We start from the raw sequence: 24,378 nt of genomic DNA on the forward strand, positions 1-24,378 counted from the left end.
CAACCAAAGGGCCAAGAGCAAAGTCACTGGATCCCAGCTTTCGCTGGGATGACGGATCGGAAAGTCCAAAGGGGACCGGTTGCGCTTAGCGCCCCCACAGAGCAGCACGCATGGAGCAGGCCAAACCACCTCCCCAAAGAAAAACCCCCACCCCATGCCTTTCGGCACGGACCGACTTCAGGCACATTCGCCGGGCCCTCCCCCACAAGCGAAAATAGAAGCATGACGGCGCCTTACGCCTGCCTTGCAGGTGAACACAGGTGCCGGAGACTTGTCTGCCATGGGGGCGGGAGTGCAGCCCCTTACCGGTACGGAAACCTTCAGTGAATATCTTTGCCCCGCTGATCAAACGCCCTGTGGGCACCTCGTTGCTGGCGCTGGGCCTGTTGCTCGCCGGCCTGTTTGCCTATCGCCTGCTGGGCGTGGCCGCGTTGCCGTCGCTGGAATTCCCGGGCGTGTACATCGTGGCGCAGCTCCCGGGCGCCAGCGCGCAGACCATGGCGTCCACCGTGCTGGCCCCGCTGGAGCGCCACATCGGCCGCATCCCCGGCATCGATGACATGTACGGCAACGCCGCCGAGGGCACCGCGTCGATCCAGGTGCGCTTCACCTTCGACCGCACCGCCGACAAGGCGGCGCGCGACGTGCAGGCAGCCATCAATGCCGCGCAGGCGGACCTGCCGGTGATGCCGTCGCCGCCGCAGTACTTCAAGTTCGATACCTCGCAGATTCCGATTCTGCTGATCTCGCTGACCTCCACCGGCCTGCCGCAGGACAAGCTGTACGACCTCACCGACACCCTGTTGAAGCCCGCCGTGGCGCAGGTGCCGGGCGTGGCCCAGGTGCAGGTGTTCGGTGGCACGCCGCACGCGGTTCGCGTGGAACTGGACATCAATGCGCTGGCCGCCAAGGGCCTGACCGCCAACGACGTGCGCAACGCGCTGATCGCCGCCAACGTCACCTCGCCACAGGGCATCCTCACCGATGGCCAGACGCAGATGACGGTGACCGCCAACGACGGCCTGCGCGAGGCGCCCGACTTCGCCAACCTGCTGGTCTCCACCCACAACGGCGCCCCGGTGCGCCTGTCGGACGTGGCCAAGGTGGTCAGCGGGCAGCAGGACATTTACCAAGGCGCCTGGTTCAACGGCAAAACCACGGTGGCGATGCAGATCAGCAAGCGCCCCGAAGCCAACGCGGTGGAAACGGTGGAGGAGATCCGCCGCCGTCTGCCGGAATTCCGCGCCTGGATGCCCGCGGACGTGCAGATCACGCCGATCTTCGACCTGACGCAGACCACCAAGTCCGCGCTGCATGAGGTCGAAGTCGCGCTGCTGATCAGTATCGTGATGGTGGTGCTGGTGATGCTGGTGTTCCTGCGCCGGATGCGGCCCACCCTGATCGCCTCGCTCAGCGTGCCGCTGTCGCTGGCGGGCGCCTTCGTGGTGATGCTGGCGCTGGGCTACACGCTCAACACCCTGTCGCTGGTGGCGCTGGTGCTGTGCATCGGCTTCGTGGTGGACGACGCCATCGTGGTGATCGAGAACATCGTGCGCCACATGGAGAAGGGCGAATCACCGCTGCAGGCGGCGCTGATCGGCGTGCGCGAGATCGGCTTCACGGTGGTGTCGATCACCCTGTCGCTGGTGGCGGTGTTCGCTCCGCTGCTGTTCGGCAACAACATGCTGATCATGCTGTTGCGCGAGTTCTCGGTGACGCTGGCGGTGGCGGTGGTGATCTCGGCGATCGTCTCGCTCACCCTCACACCGGCGCTGTGCGGCAAGTTCCTCAAGCACGAGGAGCCAGGCGAACACGTGCCGGGACGGCTGGAAGCAGCCATGGAGCGCCTTGACCGCGGCTTCCATCGCATCTACGAGCGCGCGCTGGATTGGGCCATGCACCACCGCCGCCTGATGCGGTGGCAGCCTCTGCTCCTGCTCGCGGCAACCTTCGCGCTGGGCGCGGCGGTGGTGGCGACGGCCGGCGGCAACTTCATGCCGGAGGAAGACACCGGCATGCTCGAGGCCGACATGCGCGCCGACGCCAACATCTCGCCGGCCAAGATGGCGGAACTGGCCCAACAGGCCGCCGTCATCATGCAAAAGGATCGCGACGTGCAGGATGTGCTCACCACTCTCGGTGGCAACGACGGCAGCGGCGCGGTCGGCAACCAGGGCACCATGTTCGTCGACCTCAAGACCAAGGGTAGCGGCCCCAACGATCGCCACGACGGCGCAAAGGCGGTGATGGAGCGACTGTCCAAGCAGTTCGATCAGCTGCCGGGCATGCGCGTGTCTCTCGAGCCCGTGCAGTTCATCGGCGGCGGCGGCAGCGGCGACAAGGGCACGCAATACGAATTCCAGCTGATCGGCAGCAACGGCGAGGACCTGCAGCCGTGGACGCTGAAGATGGTGCAGCAGCTGCGCAAGACCAAGGGCATGCGCGACGTCGGCAGCAACTTCGACCTGGTCGGCAAGCAGCAGATGCTCAAGGTGGACCGCGAGCCCGCCAGCCGCCTGCTGGTGAGCATGGGCGACGTGGACACGGCATTGCTCAACTCCTTCGGCCAGCGCCAGGTGTCGGTGATCTACTCGGACATCAACCAGTACTGGGTGGTGCTGACCTCGAGCTCCGCGACCTCGCTGAGTCCCGAGTCGCTGCTCAACGTGCGCGTGCGCAATGCCAAGGGCGAGATGATCCCGTTGTCGGCGCTGGCGCATATCGAGCCGAACATGACCCCGATGCGCGTGCGCCACCACAACCAGCTGGCCGCATCCACCATCAGCTACAACCTGGACAAGGGCGTGACCCAGGACGTGGGCGTGAAGCTGGTGGAGAACGCCGCCATCGGCGTGGGCCTGCCGGAGGGCGTGCGGGTGGAGTGGACCGGCCAGAACCAGCGCCTGCAGCAGGCCAAGTCCAACGGCATGGTGCTGCTGATCGGCGCGATCGTGGCGATGTACATCGTGCTGGGCATCCTCTACGAGAGCCTGGGCCACCCGCTGACCATCCTTTCCACGCTGCCCGCCGCCGGCGCCGGCGCGTTCCTGGCCATGCTGGTGACGCAGACGCAGCTGACGCTGATGGCGATCATTGCGATCCTGATGCTGATCGGCATCGTGAAGAAGAACGCCATCCTGATGGTGGACTTCGCGCTCGTCGCGCAGCGTGAGCGAGGACTGTCACCGCCCGAGGCGATCCGTGAAGCCGCGCTGGTGCGCTTCCGCCCGATCACCATGACCACCCTGGTGGCGATGGGCGCAGCCCTGCCGCTGGCTATCGGCTTCGGCATCGGCTCGGAGATGCGCCAGCCGCTCGGCGTGGCCATCGTGGGTGGTCTGCTGGTGTCGCAGATGCTGACCCTGCTGAGCACGCCGGCGATCTACCTGTGGAATTTCGATCGCCTTGCTCGCCACGCCAAGGGCCTGATGCCGGGCCGGCTGCAGTGGACCTCGGGCCTGAGCATCTTCTTCGGCGTGGTGATGGTCGTCGTGTCTATCGTCTACGCGGTGAAGCCCGACGCGCTCGCCGAGAAGGGCATGAATGGCGTGGTTGCCGTGGCGCTGGCCGTGCTCGGCGCAGCCCTGGTCACATCGGCCGTGCTCACCCTGCGCAAGAAGCCGGTCGCACGCTACGTCATGGCGGGACTGGTCTTTGTCGCCTTCGGCCTGCCCGCGCTCGGTTTGCTGCTGGCCTCGCTTTCGCCGCAAGGCGGCAGCCCGGTCGCCGCGCTCTTGCCCGGGGCGATCGCCGCCTACGCGGGCTGGGCCGTGTTCAGCCGTCGCACACGGAATTATTTCGGGAGTAGCCAGCGGCCTGGTTTCGGTGTGGCGGCGCTGAAGGGAGCGTAAGCCGCGCGGCCATGGGGTCATGGCCCGAGTGCGCTGCTGCGATGGCATGGCGACCAGGCGCCTGCGTACAGGCGCCGCGATGGGCGCAGGCTAGTCCTTCGGACTCGTGCAGGCAGCGAATCGCTTGCCTTCCACCTGCACAACATCCTTGCCCTGCTGCTTCAGGCTGGCCGTGTAGTGTTCCGGTGAGTCGAAATCCACGCGGCCGGCGACGGACGCGTGGCCAGGGCAGGTGAGCGTCCACGCCAGCGCGGTGCTGGTGCGACGCTGGCCGCCGCGCTCGCACTGGACTTCGCCCGGTGGGGGCAGGTTGGCGAACTCGACCCACGGGTCCGGGCCTTCATCCACGCAATGCCATTGCACCTGCGCGGCGCCGGCATGGCCGTGGTCGATCTTGCGCGTGACGATCTTCCACAGGCCGGGCATAGCCTGAAAATCGTTGGGATCGGCGTGGCTGGGTTCGCCCACCAGTGCGGCCGCCAGCAGCACCAGCAGCGCGAGGATACGCGCCACGGTCTGGCCGCGCGTTGCTTCGGTGGATTGGCGGAATGCGTGCATCGGGACGGGGCTCCTGCCGTACAACGGAAAACCCCGCCTGCCTGCGCAGGCGGGGTCCGGACCGTATTGGATCAGTCCTGTGTTGCAGCCGATGCCATGTTGCCGTGACCGTTCTGGTCAAAATCGAACATGTTCATCAGATTGCCGATCGCCGGGGCGTTGAGCGGCACGTACGGGTTGTTCGCCCTGGACACGGGGTTGGGCAGGTTGTCGCGACTGCGGTTCGAGATGGTCTCGTGCAGGTTCCAGTTGGCTTCGACGAATTTGTCGAAGGACACGTGGTCGTAGTAGGTGTGCACCACGCGGCCGCCTTCGGAATACTTCGAGATCACCAGCAGTGGGATGCGCGTGCCGTCGCCGAAGAAGTCGATCGGCTGCACGTAGCCGGAGTCGTAGTAACCGCCGCCTTCATCGAAGGTCACCATGATCACGGTATCGGCCCACACCTTCGGGTTGGCCTTGGCCATGTCCACGATCTTCTTCACGTAGCCTTCGAACAGGTCCAGCTTGGACGAGGCCGGGTGGCCATCCAGGATGCCGTCGGGCTTGGCGATCGACACCGCGGGCAGCGTGTCGTTCTGGATGTCGTTGTACAGGTCGTTGATGTCCTGGTTGTTCGCGCGCAGGGTCGGGTTGGTCATGACCTGCGTGGAGTACAGGAACGGATCGCAGATGTTGCAGAAGGTGCCGGCTTCACCGTTCTCCTTGCCGCTGGCCCAGCCTTCGCCGTAGTACTTCCAGCTCACGTGATGGCGGTTGAGCAGCAGGGCGAGGTTGTTCTGGCGGGTCGGCGGGATGGTGAACTGGGTGGCGCCCAGCGGCGCAGGCGTGCCGTCGCCGAGGTAGCCCGGGTTGTAGTTGTTCACCAGGTAGTAGGCGCCCTTGCGGCAGTCGGTGCCGTGGAACGTGTGGTACGGCAGCGACTTCAGATAACCCTGCACGTCGGCGATGCCCGGCTGGGTGTCATCGGCGCAGGCGACGTAGGAACCGCCGCTGTAGCCGTCCTGCACGTACCAGTTGTTGGTGCCCTGCTGCGCGTCGGGGTTCTCGATCTGGTTGGACGGCGGCGTCGCCGGATCGCCGTTGGCGTCGGCGTAATAGATCAGGTCACCGTAGCCCAGCATGATGTGGTTGGCGCCCGTGCCACCCATCACCGACTGGTGGAAGTTGTCGCTCAGCGTGTACGTCTGCGCCAGCTCCTGGAAGTACGGCGCGTCACCCTTGGCCATGTTGAAAAACTGCATGGCGGTGGAGCCTTCATGGGTGCTCTGGTCGTTGAAGCCGCTGGCCTGCGCGTTGCCGTTGGTGCCGGCGCCGACGCTGGTTTCCACCCACGGGAACAGATCCGCGCGGCAGCCGCTGGGGTTCTTCGCGGTGGCGGCGCTGACGTTGCAGTCCAGCTGCTGCCACATCTGGAAGAAGCGGTGCACGGGACTGTTGGCGTAATCGTCGTAGCTGATCGAGCCGTGCATGTCGACCGGCGCATTGGCAAGCGCCGTCGGGAAGCGGGTGTCGAGCACGTCGTTGGGCAGGCCGGTGCCGCCGTTGGCCAGCTCGCTGTAATCGGCAGTTTCCAGACCCGGCTCCACCGCCTCTGCCTGGGCGGCCGAGGCGAACGGCGCCGCCGTCGGCGCGCCGCCGGTATTCATCGACGGCAACTGCGCATAGGCGCTGGTGTGCGCGGGCGCATGCGAGAACTTGCCGGTGTTGCTGGCCTGCCACTGCCGCGCGGCGGCGACATTCGGGCCGGGCGTGCCATCGGCATTGACGATGCCTTCGGACAGCAGGTTGTTGACGGTCTGGCCCTTCGGCGGCGTGTAGGTGGCGTAGACGTGATCGAAGGTGCGGTTTTCACCAATCAGCAGGATGACGTGCTTGATCGGCGTGGTGGTGTGGGCGCTCTGGTCATCGCCGTCGCCCGGCTTGTGCAACACGGTGATCCCTCCCGGAACACCGGCGCGGTTGCTGACGCCCGCCGCGGGAACCTTGCCGCGGAAGCCGGAATCAGGGTCGGGCGTGCTGTTCTGTGCACTGACCACGCCGGCAAGGCCGGCGGCCAACGTGCCGATGAGCAAGGGCAGAAACCGCTTGCGGACATACGTCATGGACATGACTCGATCTCCTGCAGTCACCCTCTACGGGCGGTGCGAGTGGTCCCCCTGATTGGCCAGCGCACGTGCGCAACGTCAGTGCCCCAGCCGGCGGCGAGTCTGGTCCGCGTGGATGACCATCCCTTGGCGCTTTTGCGACAACAGGGACGCCCAACATGACAGTGCGACGACGACGCAAACCCTTGCGCCGCGAGGACATCCCGAAAGGGCCGCGGTTGTGGAAGCGCATCGCGAATGCGACTGCCACGCGACGCACATCGGCAAGAAATTGCTCGATGTGGACTGTTCAGGTGCGTGGCGAAAAGCGTGCTTTGCGACACACGAAGCGCCGCGATCACGCACAGCGAGCGCCACTGGAGGCACTACCTCATGCGCGTGCGCGCAGCAGGAACGGCCGCATCATCTCGTTGTCTTCATGCTCGAGCAGATGGCAGTGCCACACATAGCGACCGGGCTCACCCTCGAAGCGCGTGATGATGCGCGTGACCATGCCCGGATCGGCGCGCACGGTGTCCTTCCAGCCCATTTCCTCCGGCGGCGGCGGTTGCGCGGGTCCGGTGTACTTGAGCGTGCGCGTGGCATTCCATGCGAACAGGTCGAAGGGCCGGCGCTCCAGCACCTGGAAGCGCACGAGGTGCAGGTGCACCGGATGCACGTCGCCGGTCAAGTTGACCAGGCTCCATATCTCCACGCTGTCCTGGCGAGGATCTTCGGTGATCGGGGCCGACCAGTGCTTGCCGCCGAGCATCATCATGGTCGGTCGACCGCCGGCATCGTCCATCTCGCCCAGCGTAAGCACGCGATCGCGCACCGCCGTCGCTGGCGGGGTGCGTTCAATCGTGTTGAGCGCCGTGGGCATCGCGGCGGTGTCGCGACGACCGCGATCACGCACGCGAAACTGCAGGATGGCGTCGCCTTGCTGGCGCAGCTCGATGTCCTTGCCGTCGAGGCCGGCGAAATCCACCACTACGTCCGCACGCTCGGCGGGATACAACGTCACCTGCTTGCGCGGCAGCGGCGCGGCGAGCAGGCCCTGATCGCTCGCCACCTGCACCAGCGGCTGGCCGTTGGAAAGCGTGAGATTGAAGAAGCGTGTGTTGGCGACATTCATCAGGCGCAGGCGATAACGCCGGGGCTCGACTTCCAGATACGGAAAGAGTTTGCCGTTGCACAGGATGGCATTGCCGTTGCACTCCGACACCCACGGCGCCTCGGGATCGTCGGACACCGGGTAATACAACTTTCCGTCCTTGCCGACCAGGCGATCGCACAGCGCCAAGGGCAGGTCGCAGTCACCGTCGGGCAGGCCCAGCGCCTGCTCGTGCGGGTCGCGCATCACGTACGCGCCGAACAGGCCTGCATAGAGATTGAGCCGGGTGATGCCCATCGCGTGGTCGTGGTACCACAGCGTCGCCGCATCCTGCCCATTGGGGTAGTGGTAGAGCGCGGAGTGTCCGGGCGTGAACCAGTCTTCGGGATAGCCGTCGCTGTCGGCCGGCACGCGCGCGCCGTGCACATGGGCGACGGTGCGCACGGCGGGCTTTTCCCGCTCGGCGCCATGGATGCTGTGGTCGATCGGCAGGAAGTGTTCCTGCGGCAATGCATTGATCCATTCGACCAGCAGCGGCTCGCCGCGCTGTGCCTGCAACGTCGGGCCGGGCGACATGCCCTGGTATCCCCATTGCGGCGTGGGCGGCAGGTCGCGATGCAGCGGCGTGCGGAACGCGCGCATCTCCATGCGGTAATAGGGCAGGCGGCGGCCCGGGTAGGCCGCATGCGTGCGTTCGCCGACGGGCTGCGCCAGCGGTGGAATGGGCAGTGGATCGACGAAGCGCGCCAGCGTCATCGGGTTGACCAGCGGCACGTTCGGCGCAGCTAGCTGGGGCATCGCCATGCGTTGCACGCCTGCGTCGTGGTGAATGGGCGCAGACCACGCCAGCAGCCCCATGTCGGCCGCTGCAGCCACTCCCACGACATCGATGAGTCCGCGCAGGAACTGGCGGCGCGACAGGTTCACTCGTGTCATCCGGAAACCCTAGGGAGACCGGATGACAGTCCTGTTGCACGGCGTCGCACAGCCGCCGCGCCGTTCAGTTAGCTCATTCGACCGACGCAGGCACGCCCTGGCCGGTGGTGGGCGCCTGCGGCGTTGCGGCTTTCTCTTCCTGCGGCTCGATGGGCGAGGACAGCATGTGCGCGCGGCGCCAGCCACCCCACTTGTAGTAGCCCATCGCCATCAGCATCGAGGCGAGCGAGCCGAGCGGGAAACTCCACCAGATCGAATCCGCGCCGATGTGCGGCGCCAGCAGCAGCGCGAACGGCGGACGGAACAGCCACATCGAGATGAACAGGATGACCAGCGGCGGCATCACCGCGCCGGTGGAGCGCACCACGCCGAACAGCACGAAGGTGACGCCGAAGAACATGAACGACCACACCGCGATGCTGTTGAGGTGCTGCGCCAGCGCCAGCGCCTCGCCGTCGTTGGGAAGGAACAGGTTGAGCGCGGCGTGGTTGAACAGGTAGATCAGACCGATCAGCGCGCCGCTGAGCAGGAAGTTGTACAGCACGCCCACCTTGGTGATGCGGCTGACGCGGTCCCACAACTTCGCGCCCACGTTCTGCGCCGCCATGGAAGACACCGCCGCGCCGATCGCCATCGCCGGCATCTGCACGTAGGTCCACAGCTGGGTGGCGGCGCCGTAGGCCGCGGTGGTCTTGGAACCGTAGCTGTTGACCATGTGGATCATGATCATCGCCGAGGTGGAGATGACGATCATCTGCAGGCCCATCGGCAGGCCCTTGAATACCAGCGCGCGCAGGATGGTGAAGTCCGGCTTGAGGAAGGCCAGCTCGCTGCGGGTGAGCCGCAGGAAGTGCTTGCGCGCATACAGCGTCGACAGCAAGGCCACCAGCGCCACGCTCTGGGCGATCAGCGTCGAGGTGGCCGAACCGGCGATGCCGAGCTTGGGGAACGGGCCGATGCCGAAAATCAGGAGGGGGTTGAGCACGATGTCCAGCACCACCGACATCGCCATGAACACGAACGGCGTGCGTGAGTCGCCCGCGCCGCGCAGCGTCATCATCAGGAAGTTGTAGAAGTACATCGACGGCACGGCGATGAAGATGATGCGCATGTACGCCACCGCGAACACCTGCGCGTCCGCCGGCGTGCCCAGCGCGCGCAGCAAGAGCGGCGTGCCGCAGTAGCCGGCGATCGCCACCAGCACCGACACAGACACGAAGAACGTCACGCCGGTGCCGACCACGCGCTTGGCTTCGAGCATGTTGCGCGCGCCCAGGCTCTGGCCGATCAGGATGGTGCAGGCCATGCTCAGGCCGAACACCGCGCCGAGCAGCAGGAACAGGATCAGGTTGGCGTTGCTCACCGCGGTGAGCGCGGCCTCGCCGAGGAACTTGCCGATCCACATGGCGTTGACCGAGCCATTGAGCGACTGCAGCACGGTGCTGCCGAGAATCGGCAGCGCGAAAACCAGCAGGGTGCGGGCAATGGGGCCTTCGGTGAGCAGGGGCTGCCTGGCGGCAATGGAAGACATCGACAAGGGTTCCGTGGGGTCGCTGTGGTGGGGCGCGGGTCAGTGGCTGGCGTGTCCATGCCAGGCCTGGTCGGCCAGACGTCGCACATGCTCGCGCAGATCGTCCGGCCATGCACTGGTCAGGGCGTCGAAGCGGTCGCGATCCTGGCGCCAGAACGCGCGCGAGGCCTCTTCGTAACCCGGAAGGTCGCCGGTCATGGCGAGCATGAATCGATCGAGCGCCTCGCCAGCCTGGCGCAGGCGATCGCGTCCGTGATGACTGCGGCGGGCTTCCTCGACCAGCCGACGCAGCGTCGCCGAGGCGCCACCCGGCTGCGCGGCCAGCCAGTCCCAGTGGCGCGGCAGCAACGTGACTTCGCGCGGCACGACGCCCAGCTTGGGACGGCCTGGACCTCGCGTTGCCGCCGGCTGGTCCGCCGGAGCGGCGACTAGTCGGGCGAGCATTTGCTCCGGTGTACCGCGGTAATCGATATCCACCGCCCGGCCGGTGTGGTCTTCGAACACCAATACGGGCCCCGGCGCGCCGGCATCGATCACCCGCTTGGCCTCGAGAGCCACGCTGGCGAGGCTGCCGCTGGCCAGCAGGCGCTGGCCGTCGAAGGCGGTGCAGGTGGGGGTGTCATGGGCAGACATGGTGTTTTATCCGGGTACTAATGCAGTGTGCGGATTTTGCCCGGGTGAAAAATCCGCGTCAATCCCTTTCAGCGATCCCGCTACCGGCCGGGCAAAGCAGCATGATCACCGCACGTTCGGGCAATTTTTCCCGATGTTCGTCGCCGACTTCGCGCTGGGCTGGCAGGGCGAGCGGTGGAGCCTGCAGGTCCGCCATGTCTCCAACGCGGGTCTCAAGGACCCGAACCTCGGCGAAACCATGCTGCTGCTCGGCCTGGCCTTCAATGTATAAGGTCGCCGCACGAGGCCCGGAAACGACAACGGCCCCGAAAGGGGCCGTTGTCGTTTGGACGTCTATCCGGTGATCGCGCGCCGGCTCAGTGGTCGGCGCTCGCTCCCGCCTTGGCCGTGAACGGCGGCCGCGCCATCCACACCACCACGATCAGGCACAGGAACACCCAGCCGAGCATGCGGAACACCTCGTTGAACGAGATCTGGTAGCCCTGCTGGATGATCAGCTGGTCGAGCAGTGCGTTGCCGGCCTGCCCGGTCACGCCGGCCTGCTGCAGCGTGGTCTGCGCCGTGCTGTCGTACGGGGAGAACTTTTCCGCGAGATGGGCGTGGTGCACGATCGCGCGGTGGTCCCACAGGAACGTGGTGAGCGAGGCGGAGAAGCTCGCGCCCAGCGTGCGCAGGAAGGTGGCCAGGCCGCCGCCGGAGGCGATCTCGTTGGGCCGCAGGTCCGACAGCAGGATGGTGGTCACCGGCATGAAGAACAGCGCCACGCCCAGGCCCTGGAACAGCTGCACGCCGGCGATATGCCAGAAGTCCACCTGCACGAAGAAGTTCGAGCGCATGAAGCAGGTCGCGCCCATCACCAGGAAGGCGCAGGAGGCCAGCAGGCGCATGTCGGTGCGCGAGGCGTACTTGCCCACGATGAAGGTGAGCATCACCGGCAGGATGCCCAGAGGCGCCGCCGCGAAACCAGCCCAGGTGGACGTGTAGCCCAGGTTGCGCTGCAGCCACTGCGGCACCAGCAGGCCGATGGCGAAGAACGCGGCGTACGCCAGCACCAGCGCGATGGTGCCCACGCGGAAGTTGTGGTGGCGCAGCAGGCGCAGGTTGACGATGGGTTCGTCGTCGGTCAGCTCCCAGATCAGGAAGATCGCCAGCGCAATCACCGAGACGATGGTGGTGATCACGATGAACGGCGAACTGAACCAGTCCTCGTCGTTGCCCTTGTCCAGCACGATCTGCAACGCGCCCACGCCGATGATCAGCGTGATCAGGCCCACGTAGTCGACCTTCGGTTTCGAGATCTGGTCCACGCGCAGCTTCATCTGGTTGCCCACGACCATGCTGGCGAAGATGCCGATCGGCACGTTGATGAAGAAGATCCACGGCCAGGAATAGTTGTCCGTGATCCAGCCGCCGAGGATGGGGCCGGCGATCGGCGCGACCACCGTCACCATCGCCAGCAGCGCAAGCGCCATGCCGCGTTTGGCGGGTGGATAGATCGAGATCAGCAGGGCCTGCGTGATCGGATACATCGGGCCGGCCACCGCGCCTTGCAGGGCGCGGAACAGGATCAGCATCGGCATGCTCTGCGCGGTGCCGCACAGGAACGACGCAACCGAGAACAGCAGCGTCGACCAGATGAACAGCCGCACCTCGCCGACGCGACGGGTGAGGAAGCCGGTGAGCGGCAGCGCGATCGCCGTGCTCACCGCGAAGGAGGTGATGACCCAGGTGCTCTGGTTGACGCTCACGCCCAGGTTGCCGGCGATCGTCGGCAGCGACACGTTGGCGATGGTCGTGTCGAGCACCTGCATGAAGGTCGCCAACGAGAGGCCGATGGTGGTCAGCGCCAGGTTGGGTGGACGAAATTCGCTGCTCATCGCGCGGGTTACCTGCGGAATGGGGTTCTGGCTGCTTCAGGAACTGGCGAAGCGCCTTCGGCTCTAGCCCGTCATTCCGGCGCAGGCCGGAATCCAGTAGCGATCAGGCATGAAGTTGCCCGCACGCGTCGCCACTGAAGTCACTGGATTCCGGCCTGCGCCGGAATGACGCCATGGATCAATGTCGCGGTGGCGTGGAGGCGACTCGGCCTCCACGCGTTCCGCGAAACGCTTACTGCTTGCTCTGGGCTTCGCCGGCCATGTTCGCGTGGATGATCTCCGCGATCAGGCCGTCAGCCTTGGCCAGCTGCTGCTTGTAGACATCGGTGTTGAAGGCCGGCTGCGAAGGCGCCTGCTTGGCCAGCAGCGGACCGCTCTGGTCGCGCAGGTTCACTTCCACCTTGGTCGACAGGCCGATGCGCAGCGGATGTTCCTCAAGCTGCTTGGGATCGGTGAAGAACACGCGCACCGGCACGCGCTGCACGATCTTGATCCAGTTGCCGGTGGCGTTCTGCGCCGGCAGCAGCGAGAACGCGCTGCCCGTGCCCACGCCCAGGCTCTCGACCTTGCCCTGGTAGGTGACCTTGCCGCCGTACACGTCGGCGTGGATCTCCACCGGCTGACCGATGCGCATGCTGTTGAGCTGCGTTTCCTTGAAGTTGGCGTCGACCCACACCTCATGCAGCGGCACCACCGCCATCAGCGGCGTGCCCGGGGCCACGCGCTGGCCCAACTGCACCGAGCGCTTGGCGATGTAGCCGTCCACCGGCGCCACGATCGAGGTGCGCACGTCGTCGAGGAAGGCGGCGCGCAGCTTCGCGGCGGCGGCCTGCACGTCCGGATGCGAGGTGACCACCGTGTCGTCCACCAGCACCTTGTTGGTCTGGAAGCTCTGCTGCGCGGCGAGCAGGGCGTTCTGCGCGGAGGTCAGCGCCTCCTGCACATGCGACAGCTCTTCCGCGGAGATCGCGCCGGACTTGGCGAGGTCACGGCGACGGTCGTAGTCGGCCTGGGCCTTCTCCACCGCCACCTTGCGCGCGGCCACGTCGGCCTGAGCGCCGCTCACGTTGCTGTACAGGCCGCGCACCTTGCGCACGGTGCTGGCGAGGTTGGCCTTGGCCTGGGCCAGCGCGACGTCGGCGTCGGCCGGATCGAGCTTCACCAGCACGTCGCCGGCATGCACCAGGTCGCCGTCGTCGGCGCCGATGGTGATCACCGAGCCCGGCACCTGCGGGGTGATCTGCACCACGTTGCCGCTGACGTAGGCGTCATCGGTCTCCTCGTACCAGCGGCCTTCGAGGAAGTACCACAGGCCCCAGCCGATGGCGCCGAGCACCACCACGGCGCCCAGCGCGCGCAGCAGGAAGCCGCGGCGGTTCTTCGGGGGTTGGACGGGCACGTTGTCGGCCGCGAGCGGGGTTTGGCTAGACATGGGGGATAGCCCTTAGAGCGAATGTTCGGGAGAAGATTGGACGGCCACGTCGGCCGCGCCCGCCTGCGGACGGAAGCCGCCGCCGAGGGCCTGGATGAGCTGCACCGACAGGTCCACCTGCTGCGCCTTGAGGGCAGCCATGCGTTCCTGCGCAGCGAGCAGCTGCTGGCGCACGATCAGCGCTTCCAGGTAGCTGCCCACGCCGGACTTGTAGCGCTGCTCGGCCAGCTGCCACGCCTGGGTGGCGGCATCGAGTGCGCGCTGCTGCGCGGCGACCTGCTCCTGCGCGGACTGCACAGCGTCGTAGCCGTCGGCCACTTCGTTGACCGCGCGCACCAGGGTCTGGTTGTACTGCGCCACGAGCTGGTCATACGCGGCGTCGGTGCCCGCGAGGTTCGAACGCAGACGACCACCGTCGAAGATCGGCAGGCTGATCGACGGGCCAAAGGTGTAGAAGCGCGCCGGCAGCTGGAACACGTTGGCGCCGCCGGCCGCGGCGAAGCCGGCCATCGCGCTGATGCTGATGTTGGGCAGGAATTCCGTCTTGGCGACCTTGATCTGCTTGCCGGCGGCCTCGACCTGCCAGCGCGCGGCGACCAGGTCGGCGCGATGGCCCAGCAGCTCGACCGGCAGGTCGGCCGGCGCCGCCAGCACGGCCGGCTCCAGCGTCTGCGGGCGCGCAATGTCCTTGCCACGGTCCGGACCCTTGCCCAGCAGGATGGACAGGGAAGAACGGGCCGCATCGATGTCGCGGTTGGCGGCCGCCAGACGCTGATCGGCGTTGGCCACCTCGGTGTCGCTCTGCTTGAGCTGCAGCTGGCTGTCGACACCGGCGGCGACACGCTGCTCGGTCAGCTGGCGCGCGGTGCTGGCACGCTCACGCTCGGCCTTGGACACGTCGAGCTGGTCATACGCATAGGCCAGCTGCACATAGGCGCGGGCCACGTTGGTCGACAGCTCGATGCGGGCCGCCTGTGCTTCCACTTCGGCGGCGCGCTGCTGGCCCAGTGCGGCTTCCCACGCGGCGCGCTTGCCGCCCCACAGGTCCAGGCCGTAGCTGAAGCTGGCGCGGGCGTCCTTGAACCAGGTGAAGTGACCACCACCGAGTTCCGGCGGCGCGGCGGTCAGCGGCAGGCGCTGGCCGATCATGTTGGCGCCGGCGTTGACGCTCGGTCCGCGCTCGGCGTCGGCCGCGCCGGCCTGGGCCTGCGCCTGACGGGCGCGGGCGTCAGCCAATTCGAGGCTCGGGTTGTCCTTCAACGCCTCGGCAATGAGCGCGCTGAGCTGGGGATCGCCCAAGCCGGTCCACCAGTCCTCGGTCGGCCACGCGGCCGGGGAGACCGTCACTTTGGACAGGCTGCGATCGCTCTTGAGCGTGAGGGCATCGATCAGCGAACCGGAGGGATGCAGGCCCCCGCTGCTGACGCAACCCGCCAAAGCGAGGCTGAGGCCGGTGGCTGCCGCAAGGATTTGCAGACGCATGGGCTTGGTTTCCAGAAAAGGTGAAACGTCAGTGCTTGGTGCGAAGTGCTTGCAGCACACGCTCCAGGTAGTCACGCAATTGCTCGCGCTCGGTGGCGTCGAGCGCCTTTTGCGCGGCTTGCAATACGCGGTCGTTGCATGGGGTCATCTGCTGCCAGGTCGTGCGGCCGGCATCGGTCAACTCGATGCGCAACGCGCGCCGGTCCTGTTCGTGCGGATGCCGACACAGCAGGCCGCGACCTTCCAGCTGATCCAGCTGGCGAGTCATGGCGCCGCCATCGAGCTCCACCGACCGCGCCAGCTCACTGGCCGACATCGGTCCCGCCACGGCAAGGCGCTTGAGGATGAGGAACTGGGTGAAACGCAGATCCACGCCCGAGGCCTGCAACTCGGCTTCCATCGCCCGCACCAGTTCGCTACGGACAAGCCCGATCAGGACGCCGATGCTGTCCTGTTGGGTCGCGAGAGAGGGCTTGGCGGGGCTCATACGACCGATATTCTATTGCCGCAAGGATATTTGTCAAGGCAAATATATTCAAAGACGCTTTTGTTGCGGCAAAATTTCAAACGAGCCCCGTCGACGTGGCCATTTCGTCCGCCGGCCAGGCTCGCAGCGCGGGGTCGCGCAGCTCGAACGGCTCGAACACGCCCAACGCCCGCACCGCCGGCAGCAACGCCAGAAACCTCGGCTCGATGGCCCGGCGCTCGCTCTCCGGCGTGGCCGGATCGAGGATCCGGTGGGCCCATGCCACGAAAGCCTCCAGCGGCGGGAGCCGGATATCGGCGCTGTGCGCCCTCGCAAAATTCGTCGCCATGCTCAGACTCTCCATGGCGGCTCCCAAGGCGCCACCGCTTCTGAAGCTAGGACGTATCTTGGCGTGCGGGCGTGACTGGGGCAGATCAAGGCCGAGTGGGAGATGGAAGGCAGGGATGGGGCGGCTGGGCGGTGGCGGCGATGGCGGCGCTGGGCGCTTCCTAAAGCCACCTCAACCCAGATAGGTAGGCTTGTCACAAGACTGGCCCCTCACCACCGTGAAGGTGGCAATGCCCCAACCCTCTCCCCGAAGGGGAGAGGGAGCCAAGAGCGGCGCAGCGTGGTGTTGCGTGGCAGGAACACTGCCTTAAGTCCTCAGTACGACGACGCCCCGCGGTGTAGCCGCTGTCCGTGAGGTAGCACGCGACGAATTCGGCTGGCAGTAGTCATTGGGGCTTGTATGCCAGGCAGCGCCGCGCGCCCTCTTCGCCATGGCGCGTCGCGGGGTAGCGGCGGTCCCTGAGGTAGCACGAAGCCGATCCGGCTGGCCTCGGTCGGCCAGGCTTGTATCCGGCATATCGCTGCGAGCCTTTGAGGCCATTTTCTTTGGGTTACTTTTCTTTTGGGCCAGCAAAAGAAAAGTGACTCGAGCGTCGGCAGACGATCGAAACGCCCGCCGCGTAGGCGGCACGCTGACGGCAACGCCAAACATAGAGCCAAGAGCCAAGTCACTGGATCCCAGCCTTCGCTGGGATGACGGGTGTGGGAGCGTGAGGCAAGAATGCTCTTGGGGGCCGCCTTATCGGCGTTGTCCGCGCTTTGCGCTCCGTCCGGCTCGATCAGCCCCCAGCTGTTGAAATGCGCCTCTCAGGGATGACGAGTAGAAAGATCTGAGGCGACGCAACTCCGGTCGCGCACAAGGTGCGCTCCGACACGGGCAGGCCGAGGCTCTGCCAATGCTCGCCTCTCACCCTCTCCCCAAAAGGAGAGGGCGAAAGCAGCCGTGTTACTGCCGCACCGGCTTCACATACGTATTGAACAACTCATCAATACGCCGGTACTCGTCATACCACGAGTCCGGATGCACGAAGCCGTGGCGCTCCATCGGATACAGCGACATCCAGAAGTTGTTCTTGTGCAGCTCGATGAAGCGCTGGTACAGGCGGATCGTGTCACTGGTCAGCACGTTGTCGTCGATCAGACCATGCTGCATCAGCAGCGGATCCTGCAGCTTGTCCGCGTAGTTGATCGGCGAGCTCACCTCATACGATTCCGGATCGAGCTGAGGATCATTGAGGATGTTGGAGGTGTACTCGTGGTTGTAGCTGGTCCAGTCGGTGACCGGACGCAGCGCCGCGCCAGCGGCGAATTCACCCGGCGCGCGCAACAGCGACATCAGCGTCATGAAGCCGCCGTAGCTGCCGCCGTACATGCCCACGCGACGTGCATCCACGCCGTGGTTCTTCACCAGCCACGCCTTGCCGTCGAGCAGGTCTTCCAGTTCCGGATGGCCCATCTGGCGATAAATCGCCGTGCGCCAGTCGCGGCCGTAGCCGTCGGAGGCGCGATAGTCCATGTCCAGCACCACGTAGCCCTGCTGCACCAGCAGGTTGTGGAACATCTGCTCGCGGAAGTAGTTGGAGTAGGACAGCGTGACGTTCTGCAGGTAGCCGGCGCCGTGCACGAAGATCACCGCCGGGCGCGAGGCCGCGGCGCTCGCGTCGGCCGGGCCGTAGTACTTGGCCCAGATGACGCCCGCCCCATGCGAGGACGGCACGCTCACGATCTGCGGCTGGATCCACTGATGCGCGGTGAACGCCGGCTTCATGGTGTTGGTGAGTTCGCGCGCCGCGCCGCCAGCCGCATCCTGCACGGCGAGCTGGGCGAGCTGGTAGGGCGCCGAATGGAGCACCGCCAGCTGGCGGCCACCGGGCGACAGGACGAACTCATCCATGCCCTGGTACTGGGTGAGGCGGGTCAGCTCGCCGCCGCCCGCGGGCACGCGGTACACGTCGTAGCTGTAGGGCGCGACCTGGTTGGTGCGCACGTAGAACCACTGGCCATCCTCGCTCAGCTGCGGATGGCTCACTTCGAACCTGCCGCTGGTGAGCGCGCGGGCCTTGCCGCCCAGGCTCTTGCTGTAGAGCTGGGAATAACCGGTTTCCTCGCTCAGGTACCAGAGCGTGCGGCCATCCTTGAGCCAGCCGAAATCGTTGAAGTTCCAGTTGATCCACGCCTTGTCGGTCAGGCGATGCTGGTTGACCAGGGCATGCCGGCCGAAGTCCACGCTGGCGATCCAGCGGTCCTTGTTGTCGATCGCGCGCAGCTGGATGGCCACGTTCTGGCCGTCCTCGCTCCACACGATGCCGCCGCCACCGCCGTCGTCGGCGCCGGAGATGATGCGCACGGGGCGCTGGTCCGGCGCCTTCAGCGCCCTGGCCTCGTCGTCCTTGCCGTCCTTCTGCAGCGCGGCGATGGCCTTGGCGCGCAGGTCCTTCAGCGGGTCATCCTTGATGCCCGGCAGGTCGTCGGTCTTCAGCGGGTAGAACTTGGCGGCGGTCAGGTCCACCAGCACCAGCGACTGCGGCGGCGGATCGTTGCGGCCCACGTAGACGCGGGTGTCCTGCTGCTCGGCGTAGCCGGACTCGGTGACGTAGTGGGTGAGCTCCGGACGCCGTCCTTCCTTGGCGCCCTTGGGCTTGGTCACCACCAGCATCCAGCGGCCGTCGGGCGAGAGCTCGGTGTCCAGCGGCTCGCCGCCCTCGCCCAGGTAGATCGGCTTGGGCGCGCGGCCGGCGTCGGCGGCGGCGAGGGTGTCGTCGTTGGCGCGCTGGGTGTCCTTGTCTGACTTGTTCTCGCGCAGCGCCTTGAACAGCTCCAGCTGCTGGCGACCCAGCGCATCGGGCTGCTTGGCCTGCGGGTCGTCGACGAAGCGCAGCACGGCGGCCGGCGCGCTGACGCCGCTGGCGATGTCGTAGACGAACCAGTTGTTGCCCTGGCGGTACTGCAGCGAGCGGTTGTCGCTGGAGAAGCGCGGGGCCGATTCGGGCTCGCTGCTGCGCGTGACCTGCACGCGGCGGCCGCTGGCCAGGTCGACCAGGAACACGTCGCCGTGGCGGATGAAGGCGGCGCGGCGATGGCTGCGGTCGTACACGGCCGGGCCGTCGGCCTGCGCCACGGCGGCCGGATCCAGCCTGGTGTTCTGCCCGCTGGCCAGGTCGACCCGGTAAAGGTCGCGCACCTTGCTGCCGTCACGCTTGAGCGAGTAGTACAGGCTCTGGCCGTCCACGCTCCAGTAGGGCGATTCCACCGCCGCGCCGATCCAGTCCGGATTGGCCATGATGGTTTCCAGGTCCAGCTGCCCGCCGGGGGAGGGTGGCGACAAGGCCGCCGCTGGCAGGGCGGCAAAAGCGGCAAGACCGGCGAACAGCATTCGGCGCATGGAGGGCTCCACGATCAAAACGTTGCAGGATAGCCAAGGCCCGGTGGTCCGCAACCGCCGTTGGTACCGGTTCAAAATGGTCGCCTAGGCAGTTAATCTCGGGGATCAGTCGCGGCAGCCCCTGTCGGCTGTTCCCCGCGCCATGCGTTCCGTGAGTTTGCCGGGCATGCCTTCAAGCCGTGCCTCCCCGATCGACACCCCAGCGAATTTCCCCATGCCCCTGCCGACCGTCGAGACCGAAACCGCCGCCTCCCCGACCCACAGCGTGATCTGGCTGCATGGCCTGGGCGCGGACGGCAACGACTTCGCGCCCATCGTCCCCGAGCTGGTGGACCCGGCCTGGCCGGCCCTGCGCTTCGTGTTCCCCCACGCGCCGGTACGGCCGGTGACGGTCAACGGCGGCATGCCGATGCGCGCCTGGTACGACATCGCCGGGGTGGACCTGGTCTCGCGCCAGGATGAAAGCGGCATGCGCGCCTCGATCGCGAGCGTGGATGCGCTGATCGCCCGCGAGAACGAACGCGGCGTGCCCACCTCGCACATCCTGCTCGCGGGATTCTCGCAGGGCGGCGCCATCGCACTGTCGGCCGGCCTTCGCCATGCCCACCGGCTGGCCGGCATCATCGCGCTGTCCACCTACCTGCCGATGCAGGAGTCCGTGGTCGCCGAAAGCAGCCCCGCCAACTCGGCCCTGCCGATCTTCTGGGGCCACGGCACCGCCGACCCGATCGTGCCGCTCACGCGCGGCGTGACCTCGCGGGACCTGCTGCAGTCGCTGGGCCATCCGGTGTCCTGGCATACCTATCCGATGCCGCACTCGGTGTGCGCCGAGGAGGTGGCCGACCTGCGCCAATGGATGACGCAGCACCTGCAGGCTTGATGCCGTACCGCGGCGTCCCTGCGCCGGGTCGCCATCGCTCCGGCACGCATGCGGCATACTCCGCCGCATGACGGAAGCCTCCACCGAACCCGCCTTCAACGGTCGCGCCGAGCGCCTGCTGCTGCCTGATTTCTGCAGCCTGCCGGTGATCTTCGCGTTGCTGGTGGTGGGCGCGATCGCCGTCACCGTGATGTGGCTGGCGCCCAACAACGGGCACGGCTGGCGCGGCTACAGCATGGGCATGCTGTTCGCCAACTGGCTGGCGCTGGTGATCGGGGTCAGCCTGTGCAAGCTGCGCCCCCTGCTGCAAAAGCTGCCGGGGCATGCGCCCTATGGCGGCGTGTGGCTGGTGATGATGGCGATCGTGGCCGTCGGCAGCGCGCTGGTGCACTGGATCGACAGCGCCATGCAGATGGAGCTGCTCGGCGACAGCGCCGAAATCTTCGTGCTCAACAACAGCGCCATCGCCGCGCTGCTCGGCGCAGCCATGCTGCGTTACTTCTACCTGCAGGCGCAGTGGCAGACGCGCCTGGCCGCCGTCGCCAAGGCGCAGGTCGCCGCGCTGCAGGCGCGCATCCGCCCGCATTTCCTGTTCAACAGCATGAACACGGTGGCGGCGCTGGTGCGGGTGGACCCCGCCGCCGCCGAGCGCACCGTGGAAGACCTCTCCGAACTGTTCCGCGCCGCGCTGGGCGAACACGGCACGCGCGATGGCACGCTGGGCGAGGAGCTGACGCTGGTGGACCGTTACCTGGCCATCGAGCAGCTGCGCCTGGGCGAGCGCCTGCACGTGCGCCGCGAGCTCGATGACCTGCCCGCCGACTTCCCGCTGCCGCGGCTGCTGCTGCAACCGCTCGTGGAGAATGCGGTGCGTCATGGGATCCAGCCCTCACGCGAAGGTGGTGAGGTGATCCTGCGCGGTCGCCACGAGAGGGGCGGCATCGTGGTCGAGATCGACAACCCCTGCGCGCACGCCCCCACGCCCGGCGGCCACGGCCATGGTCTGGACAACGTGCGCCAGCGCGTGGCCTACCGCTACGGGGCACGCGCGCGCGTCACCGCGGGAGCCGAGGGCGGCCGCTTCGTGGTTCGACTGCAGCTACCGGATGGCGAGCATGCGCGTACTGATCGTTGACGATGAACCCCTGGCGCGTGCGCGCCTGGCGGCCCTGCTCGGCGAATGCGCCGGGGTCGAAGTCGTCGGCAGCGTGAGCGACGCCGAGGCCGCACTGGACCAGCTCGGCGACCTGCAACCGGACCTGCTGCTGCTGGACATCAACATGCCCGGCATGAGCGGCACGGCGCTGGCGCAGCGGCTGTCAGGGCGCAAGCGCCCGCAGGTGGTGTTCTGCACCGCCTACGAGAGTCATGCGCTGCAGGCGTTCGAGCTCGGCGCCGTCGACTACCTGCTCAAGCCCGTACGCCTGGAGCGCCTCCACGAGGCGCTGCAGCGCGCCCGCCAGCGCCTGACCCAGGCGCCCCGCGAAGCGGTCAGCTACCTGCATGGCCGCCTGCGCGGCGAACAGGTGCGCGTGGCGCTGGACGACGTGGTGTACTTGCTGGCCGAGGAAAAGTACGTGGTGGTGCAGCACCGTGGCGGCCAGCTGCTGCTGGAAGAATCGCTGCGCCAGCTGGAGGAAGCCTATCCGGACCAGCTGATCCGGCTGCACCGCAACTGCCTGGCGCCGTCGCAACGCCTGATCGGGCTGAAGACCCTGAGCGACGGACGCGTGCTGGCGCGCCTGAGCGGCACCGAACTCACTCCCGAGGTAAGCCGGCGCAATCTGCCGACGCTGCGGCGCCTGCTGCGCATGGGATGAGGGCGCGCGCGTTGCGCGCCCGCTACGACCACCGAGCCTGATGCAAGCGCGTCCTGCGACAACGTGGGCCAGCGCCTCCCTGCCTGCGCAACCGGGCCAATTACGCGACAATGGAGCTCCCCGTCGACGCCACGCGCGACGCCCCACCGAGATCTACATGACGCCATCGACCCTGCGCATCGCCACCCGCAAGAGCGCGCTCGCCCTGTGGCAGGCCGAACACGTCGCCGCCGAGCTGCGCGCCATCCATCCGGGACTGACGGTGGAGCTGGTGCCGATGTCCACGCGGGGCGACGAGATCCTGGACAAGCCGCTCGCCACCATCGGCGGCAAGGGCCTCTTCCTCAAGGAGCTGGAAGTGGCGATGCTGGAAGGCCGCGCCGAGCTGGCCGTGCATTCGCTCAAGGACGTGCCGGCCGAACTGGAGCCGGGCTTCGCTCTGCCGGCGATCCTGCCGCGCGCCGACGCAGCCGATGCCTTCGTCAGCAACGATTACGCCGATCTTGCCGCCCTGCCGCTGGGCGCCCGCGTGGGCACCTCGTCCCTGCGCCGCCAGGCGCAGCTGCGCGCGGCGCGACCGGACCTCACCCTGCTCGATCTTCGCGGCAACGTGGGCACGCGCCTGTCCAAGCTCGACGCCGGGCATTACGACGCGATCCTGCTGGCCTGCGCGGGACTGGAGCGCCTGGGCCTGGCCAACCGCATCCGCAGCCGGCTCTCCGCACCGGACTGGCTGCCGGCGCCGGGCCAGGCGGCCATCGCCATCGAGGCGCGCAGCGACCAGCCTGCCGTGCTGGAACTGCTGGCGGCGTTGGACGATGCGCAAACGCGTCTGGCCGTCACCGCCGAGCGCGCCATGAACCATGCACTCGGTGGCAGCTGCACCGTGCCGGTCGGCGCGTGGTGCACGGTGACCGAGCGCGGCCTGCACCTGCGCGGCATGGTGGGTGACGTCAGCAGCGGCCGCCTGCTGCTCGCCGAGGCGGAAGCCGAAGGTGACCAGGCGGAAACGCTCGGCCGACGCGTCGCCGACGCCCTGTTCGCACAGGGCGCCGACGCGCTGCTCAAGCACTGAGAGCAGCCCGCTGCTCTCGACAGGAGCGCACAGGGTGCGCTCCTCCATGAGCTGCAGGGATCGTGCTTAGAAGTTGTAGACCAGGTTGGTGGTCACCAGGGAATCGGTGTTCTCGGTGCCCGGCTGCACATCGCTGTTGTAGCGCACCTGGTAGCCCAGCTTGAGCGCCATCTTGCGCGTCATGCTGACCGACAGGCCGATGTCGTTCTGGTAGTACTTGTTCTTCGAACCGGCTTCCACCAGCAAGGTGTTTTCCACGGCGGTGTTGCTGCTGAGGCGGTACTTGTAGTTGATCAGTCCGCGGCCGACCACTTCGCTCTGCGTGTCCTGCGGCTCCCGGGTGCTCACGCCGTTGACGTCCACCGTGGCGTCGGCCGGGCGATAGCGCTTGTAACCGGGACCGGCTTCGAAGGACAGCTCGGTGCTCTCGGTCTTCAGCGCGATGTAGCCGTAGCCGATGGAGACGATGCCCTGCCACAGGTTGGCGCCGAAGTCGTCGTGCTCATAGCGCGTGGCCGTCACGATGTAGCTGCGCGGATCGAGCTTGTAGCCCACCGAGGCGCCCGCGTCGTAGCGATTGGCGGTGGTGGCGAGGCGGTCGACCTGATTGCCGTTCTGGTCCACCACCTCGACCTCGCCCTTGGAGCGCAGGCCGTTGAGGAAGAAGTTGTTCCTCCACAGGTCGTTTTCCTGGCTCAGGCCGAGCTTGGCGTTCGCGTTTTCCGAACGGGAATTGCCGTACGACGAGGCGAAACCGAACTCGCCCGATCCCGACCAACCGCCGTTGTCGGCCGGGTTGGAGGCGGGTGTAGCCGTCGCGTCGTCGGCCTGGGCGCCGAAGCTCACCAGGGCCGCGAGCAGGGCGCCCGCCATCAGGGTCTTCTTCATGGAGATTTGTTCCTTTTT

At 67.0% G+C, this 24,378-nt stretch carries 18 protein-coding genes; 6 read left to right on the top strand and 12 right to left on the bottom strand.

Annotation, left to right across the window (positions count from 1 at the left end):
- The first annotated feature begins 323 nt into the window (after positions 1-323).
- Complete coding sequence (locus tag DVT68_RS11180) at positions 324-3,851, top strand: efflux RND transporter permease subunit (RefSeq protein WP_114825129.1); 3,528 nt, start codon at positions 324-326, stop codon at positions 3,849-3,851.
- A 90-nt stretch (positions 3,852-3,941) separates the two neighbouring features.
- Here DVT68_RS11180 and DVT68_RS11185 read toward each other — a convergent pair whose 3' ends face one another.
- From DVT68_RS11185 to DVT68_RS11205, 5 genes are all read right to left on the bottom strand, one after another.
- On the bottom strand, positions 3,942-4,409 hold the full coding sequence (locus tag DVT68_RS11185) for a DUF3617 domain-containing protein (protein WP_114825130.1): 468 nt from the start codon (positions 4,407-4,409) through the stop codon (positions 3,942-3,944).
- Positions 4,410-4,480: 71 nt separating this feature from the next.
- Positions 4,481-6,520, bottom strand: a complete 2,040-nt coding sequence (locus DVT68_RS11190; RefSeq protein WP_233523436.1) for an alkaline phosphatase family protein — start codon at positions 6,518-6,520, stop codon at positions 4,481-4,483.
- Between the two features lie 367 nt (positions 6,521-6,887).
- The gene (locus DVT68_RS11195) at positions 6,888-8,546 is read right to left on the bottom strand and encodes a multicopper oxidase family protein (RefSeq protein WP_233523437.1); all 1,659 of its coding nucleotides are present in this window, start codon (positions 8,544-8,546) and stop codon (positions 6,888-6,890) included.
- Positions 8,547-8,619: 73 nt separating this feature from the next.
- Positions 8,620-10,077 (bottom strand): MATE family efflux transporter, encoded by a 1,458-nt coding sequence (locus tag DVT68_RS11200; protein ID WP_114825131.1) that lies wholly within the window; start codon positions 10,075-10,077, stop codon positions 8,620-8,622.
- Between the two features lie 39 nt (positions 10,078-10,116).
- The gene (locus DVT68_RS11205) at positions 10,117-10,710 is read right to left on the bottom strand and encodes a DUF2239 family protein (RefSeq protein ID WP_114825132.1); all 594 of its coding nucleotides are present in this window, start codon (positions 10,708-10,710) and stop codon (positions 10,117-10,119) included.
- Between DVT68_RS11205 and DVT68_RS11210 the strand changes: the two genes are divergently transcribed.
- Positions 10,709-10,981: an acyloxyacyl hydrolase gene (locus DVT68_RS11210; protein WP_114825133.1), complete on the top strand. Its 273-nt coding sequence runs from the start codon at positions 10,709-10,711 to the stop codon at positions 10,979-10,981. The two genes, DVT68_RS11205 and DVT68_RS11210, sit on opposite strands and share 2 nt — an antisense overlap.
- An 85-nt stretch (positions 10,982-11,066) precedes the next feature.
- Here DVT68_RS11210 and DVT68_RS11215 read toward each other — a convergent pair whose 3' ends face one another.
- From DVT68_RS11215 to DVT68_RS11240, 6 genes are all read right to left on the bottom strand, one after another.
- Positions 11,067-12,587, bottom strand: a complete 1,521-nt coding sequence (locus tag DVT68_RS11215) for a DHA2 family efflux MFS transporter permease subunit (protein ID WP_114825134.1) — start codon at positions 12,585-12,587, stop codon at positions 11,067-11,069.
- A 232-nt stretch (positions 12,588-12,819) separates the two neighbouring features.
- Positions 12,820-14,019 carry an HlyD/EmrA/EmrK family protein gene (locus DVT68_RS11220; RefSeq protein WP_114825135.1) on the bottom strand — a complete coding sequence of 400 codons (1,200 nt, stop codon included), beginning with the start codon at positions 14,017-14,019 and terminating at the stop codon, positions 12,820-12,822.
- 12 nt (positions 14,020-14,031) lie between these two features.
- Positions 14,032-15,501: an efflux transporter outer membrane subunit gene (locus DVT68_RS11225; protein WP_114825136.1), complete on the bottom strand. Its 1,470-nt coding sequence runs from the start codon at positions 15,499-15,501 to the stop codon at positions 14,032-14,034.
- 28 nt (positions 15,502-15,529) lie between these two features.
- Complete coding sequence (locus DVT68_RS11230; protein ID WP_425477494.1) at positions 15,530-15,901, bottom strand: MarR family winged helix-turn-helix transcriptional regulator; 372 nt, start codon at positions 15,899-15,901, stop codon at positions 15,530-15,532.
- Positions 15,902-16,064: 163 nt separating this feature from the next.
- Positions 16,065-16,316 (bottom strand): hypothetical protein, encoded by a 252-nt coding sequence (locus DVT68_RS11235; RefSeq protein WP_114825353.1) that lies wholly within the window; start codon positions 16,314-16,316, stop codon positions 16,065-16,067.
- Between the two features lie 945 nt (positions 16,317-17,261).
- Positions 17,262-19,697, bottom strand: a complete 2,436-nt coding sequence (locus DVT68_RS11240) for a S9 family peptidase (protein WP_114825138.1) — start codon at positions 19,695-19,697, stop codon at positions 17,262-17,264.
- Between the two features lie 214 nt (positions 19,698-19,911).
- Here DVT68_RS11240 and DVT68_RS11245 point away from each other — a divergent pair, with 214 nt between their 5' ends.
- The 4 genes from DVT68_RS11245 to hemC all read left to right on the top strand — a co-directional run bounded on the left by DVT68_RS11245 (position 19,912) and on the right by hemC (position 23,472).
- A complete protein-coding gene (locus DVT68_RS11245; RefSeq protein ID WP_114825139.1) occupies positions 19,912-20,577 on the top strand; it encodes an alpha/beta hydrolase in 666 nt (221 codons plus the stop codon).
- Positions 20,578-20,644: 67 nt separating this feature from the next.
- Positions 20,645-21,712 carry a sensor histidine kinase gene (locus tag DVT68_RS11250; RefSeq protein WP_114825140.1) on the top strand — a complete coding sequence of 356 codons (1,068 nt, stop codon included), beginning with the start codon at positions 20,645-20,647 and terminating at the stop codon, positions 21,710-21,712.
- Positions 21,693-22,397, top strand: a complete 705-nt coding sequence (locus DVT68_RS11255) for a LytR/AlgR family response regulator transcription factor (RefSeq protein WP_114825141.1) — start codon at positions 21,693-21,695, stop codon at positions 22,395-22,397. Before DVT68_RS11250 ends, DVT68_RS11255 begins: the two co-directional genes overlap by 20 nt.
- A gap of 157 nt (positions 22,398-22,554) precedes the next feature.
- A complete protein-coding gene (gene hemC, locus DVT68_RS11260; protein ID WP_114825142.1) occupies positions 22,555-23,472 on the top strand; it encodes a hydroxymethylbilane synthase in 918 nt (305 codons plus the stop codon).
- A gap of 66 nt (positions 23,473-23,538) precedes the next feature.
- Here hemC and DVT68_RS11265 read toward each other — a convergent pair whose 3' ends face one another.
- Positions 23,539-24,360: a DUF481 domain-containing protein gene (locus DVT68_RS11265; protein ID WP_114825143.1), complete on the bottom strand. Its 822-nt coding sequence runs from the start codon at positions 24,358-24,360 to the stop codon at positions 23,539-23,541.
- Positions 24,361-24,378: the final 18 nt, after the last annotated feature.

Origin of the sequence: Dyella solisilvae (genome assembly GCF_003351225.1) — a bacterium.
In the GTDB taxonomy this organism is placed as follows: Bacteria; Pseudomonadota; Gammaproteobacteria; order Xanthomonadales; family Rhodanobacteraceae; genus Dyella; species Dyella solisilvae.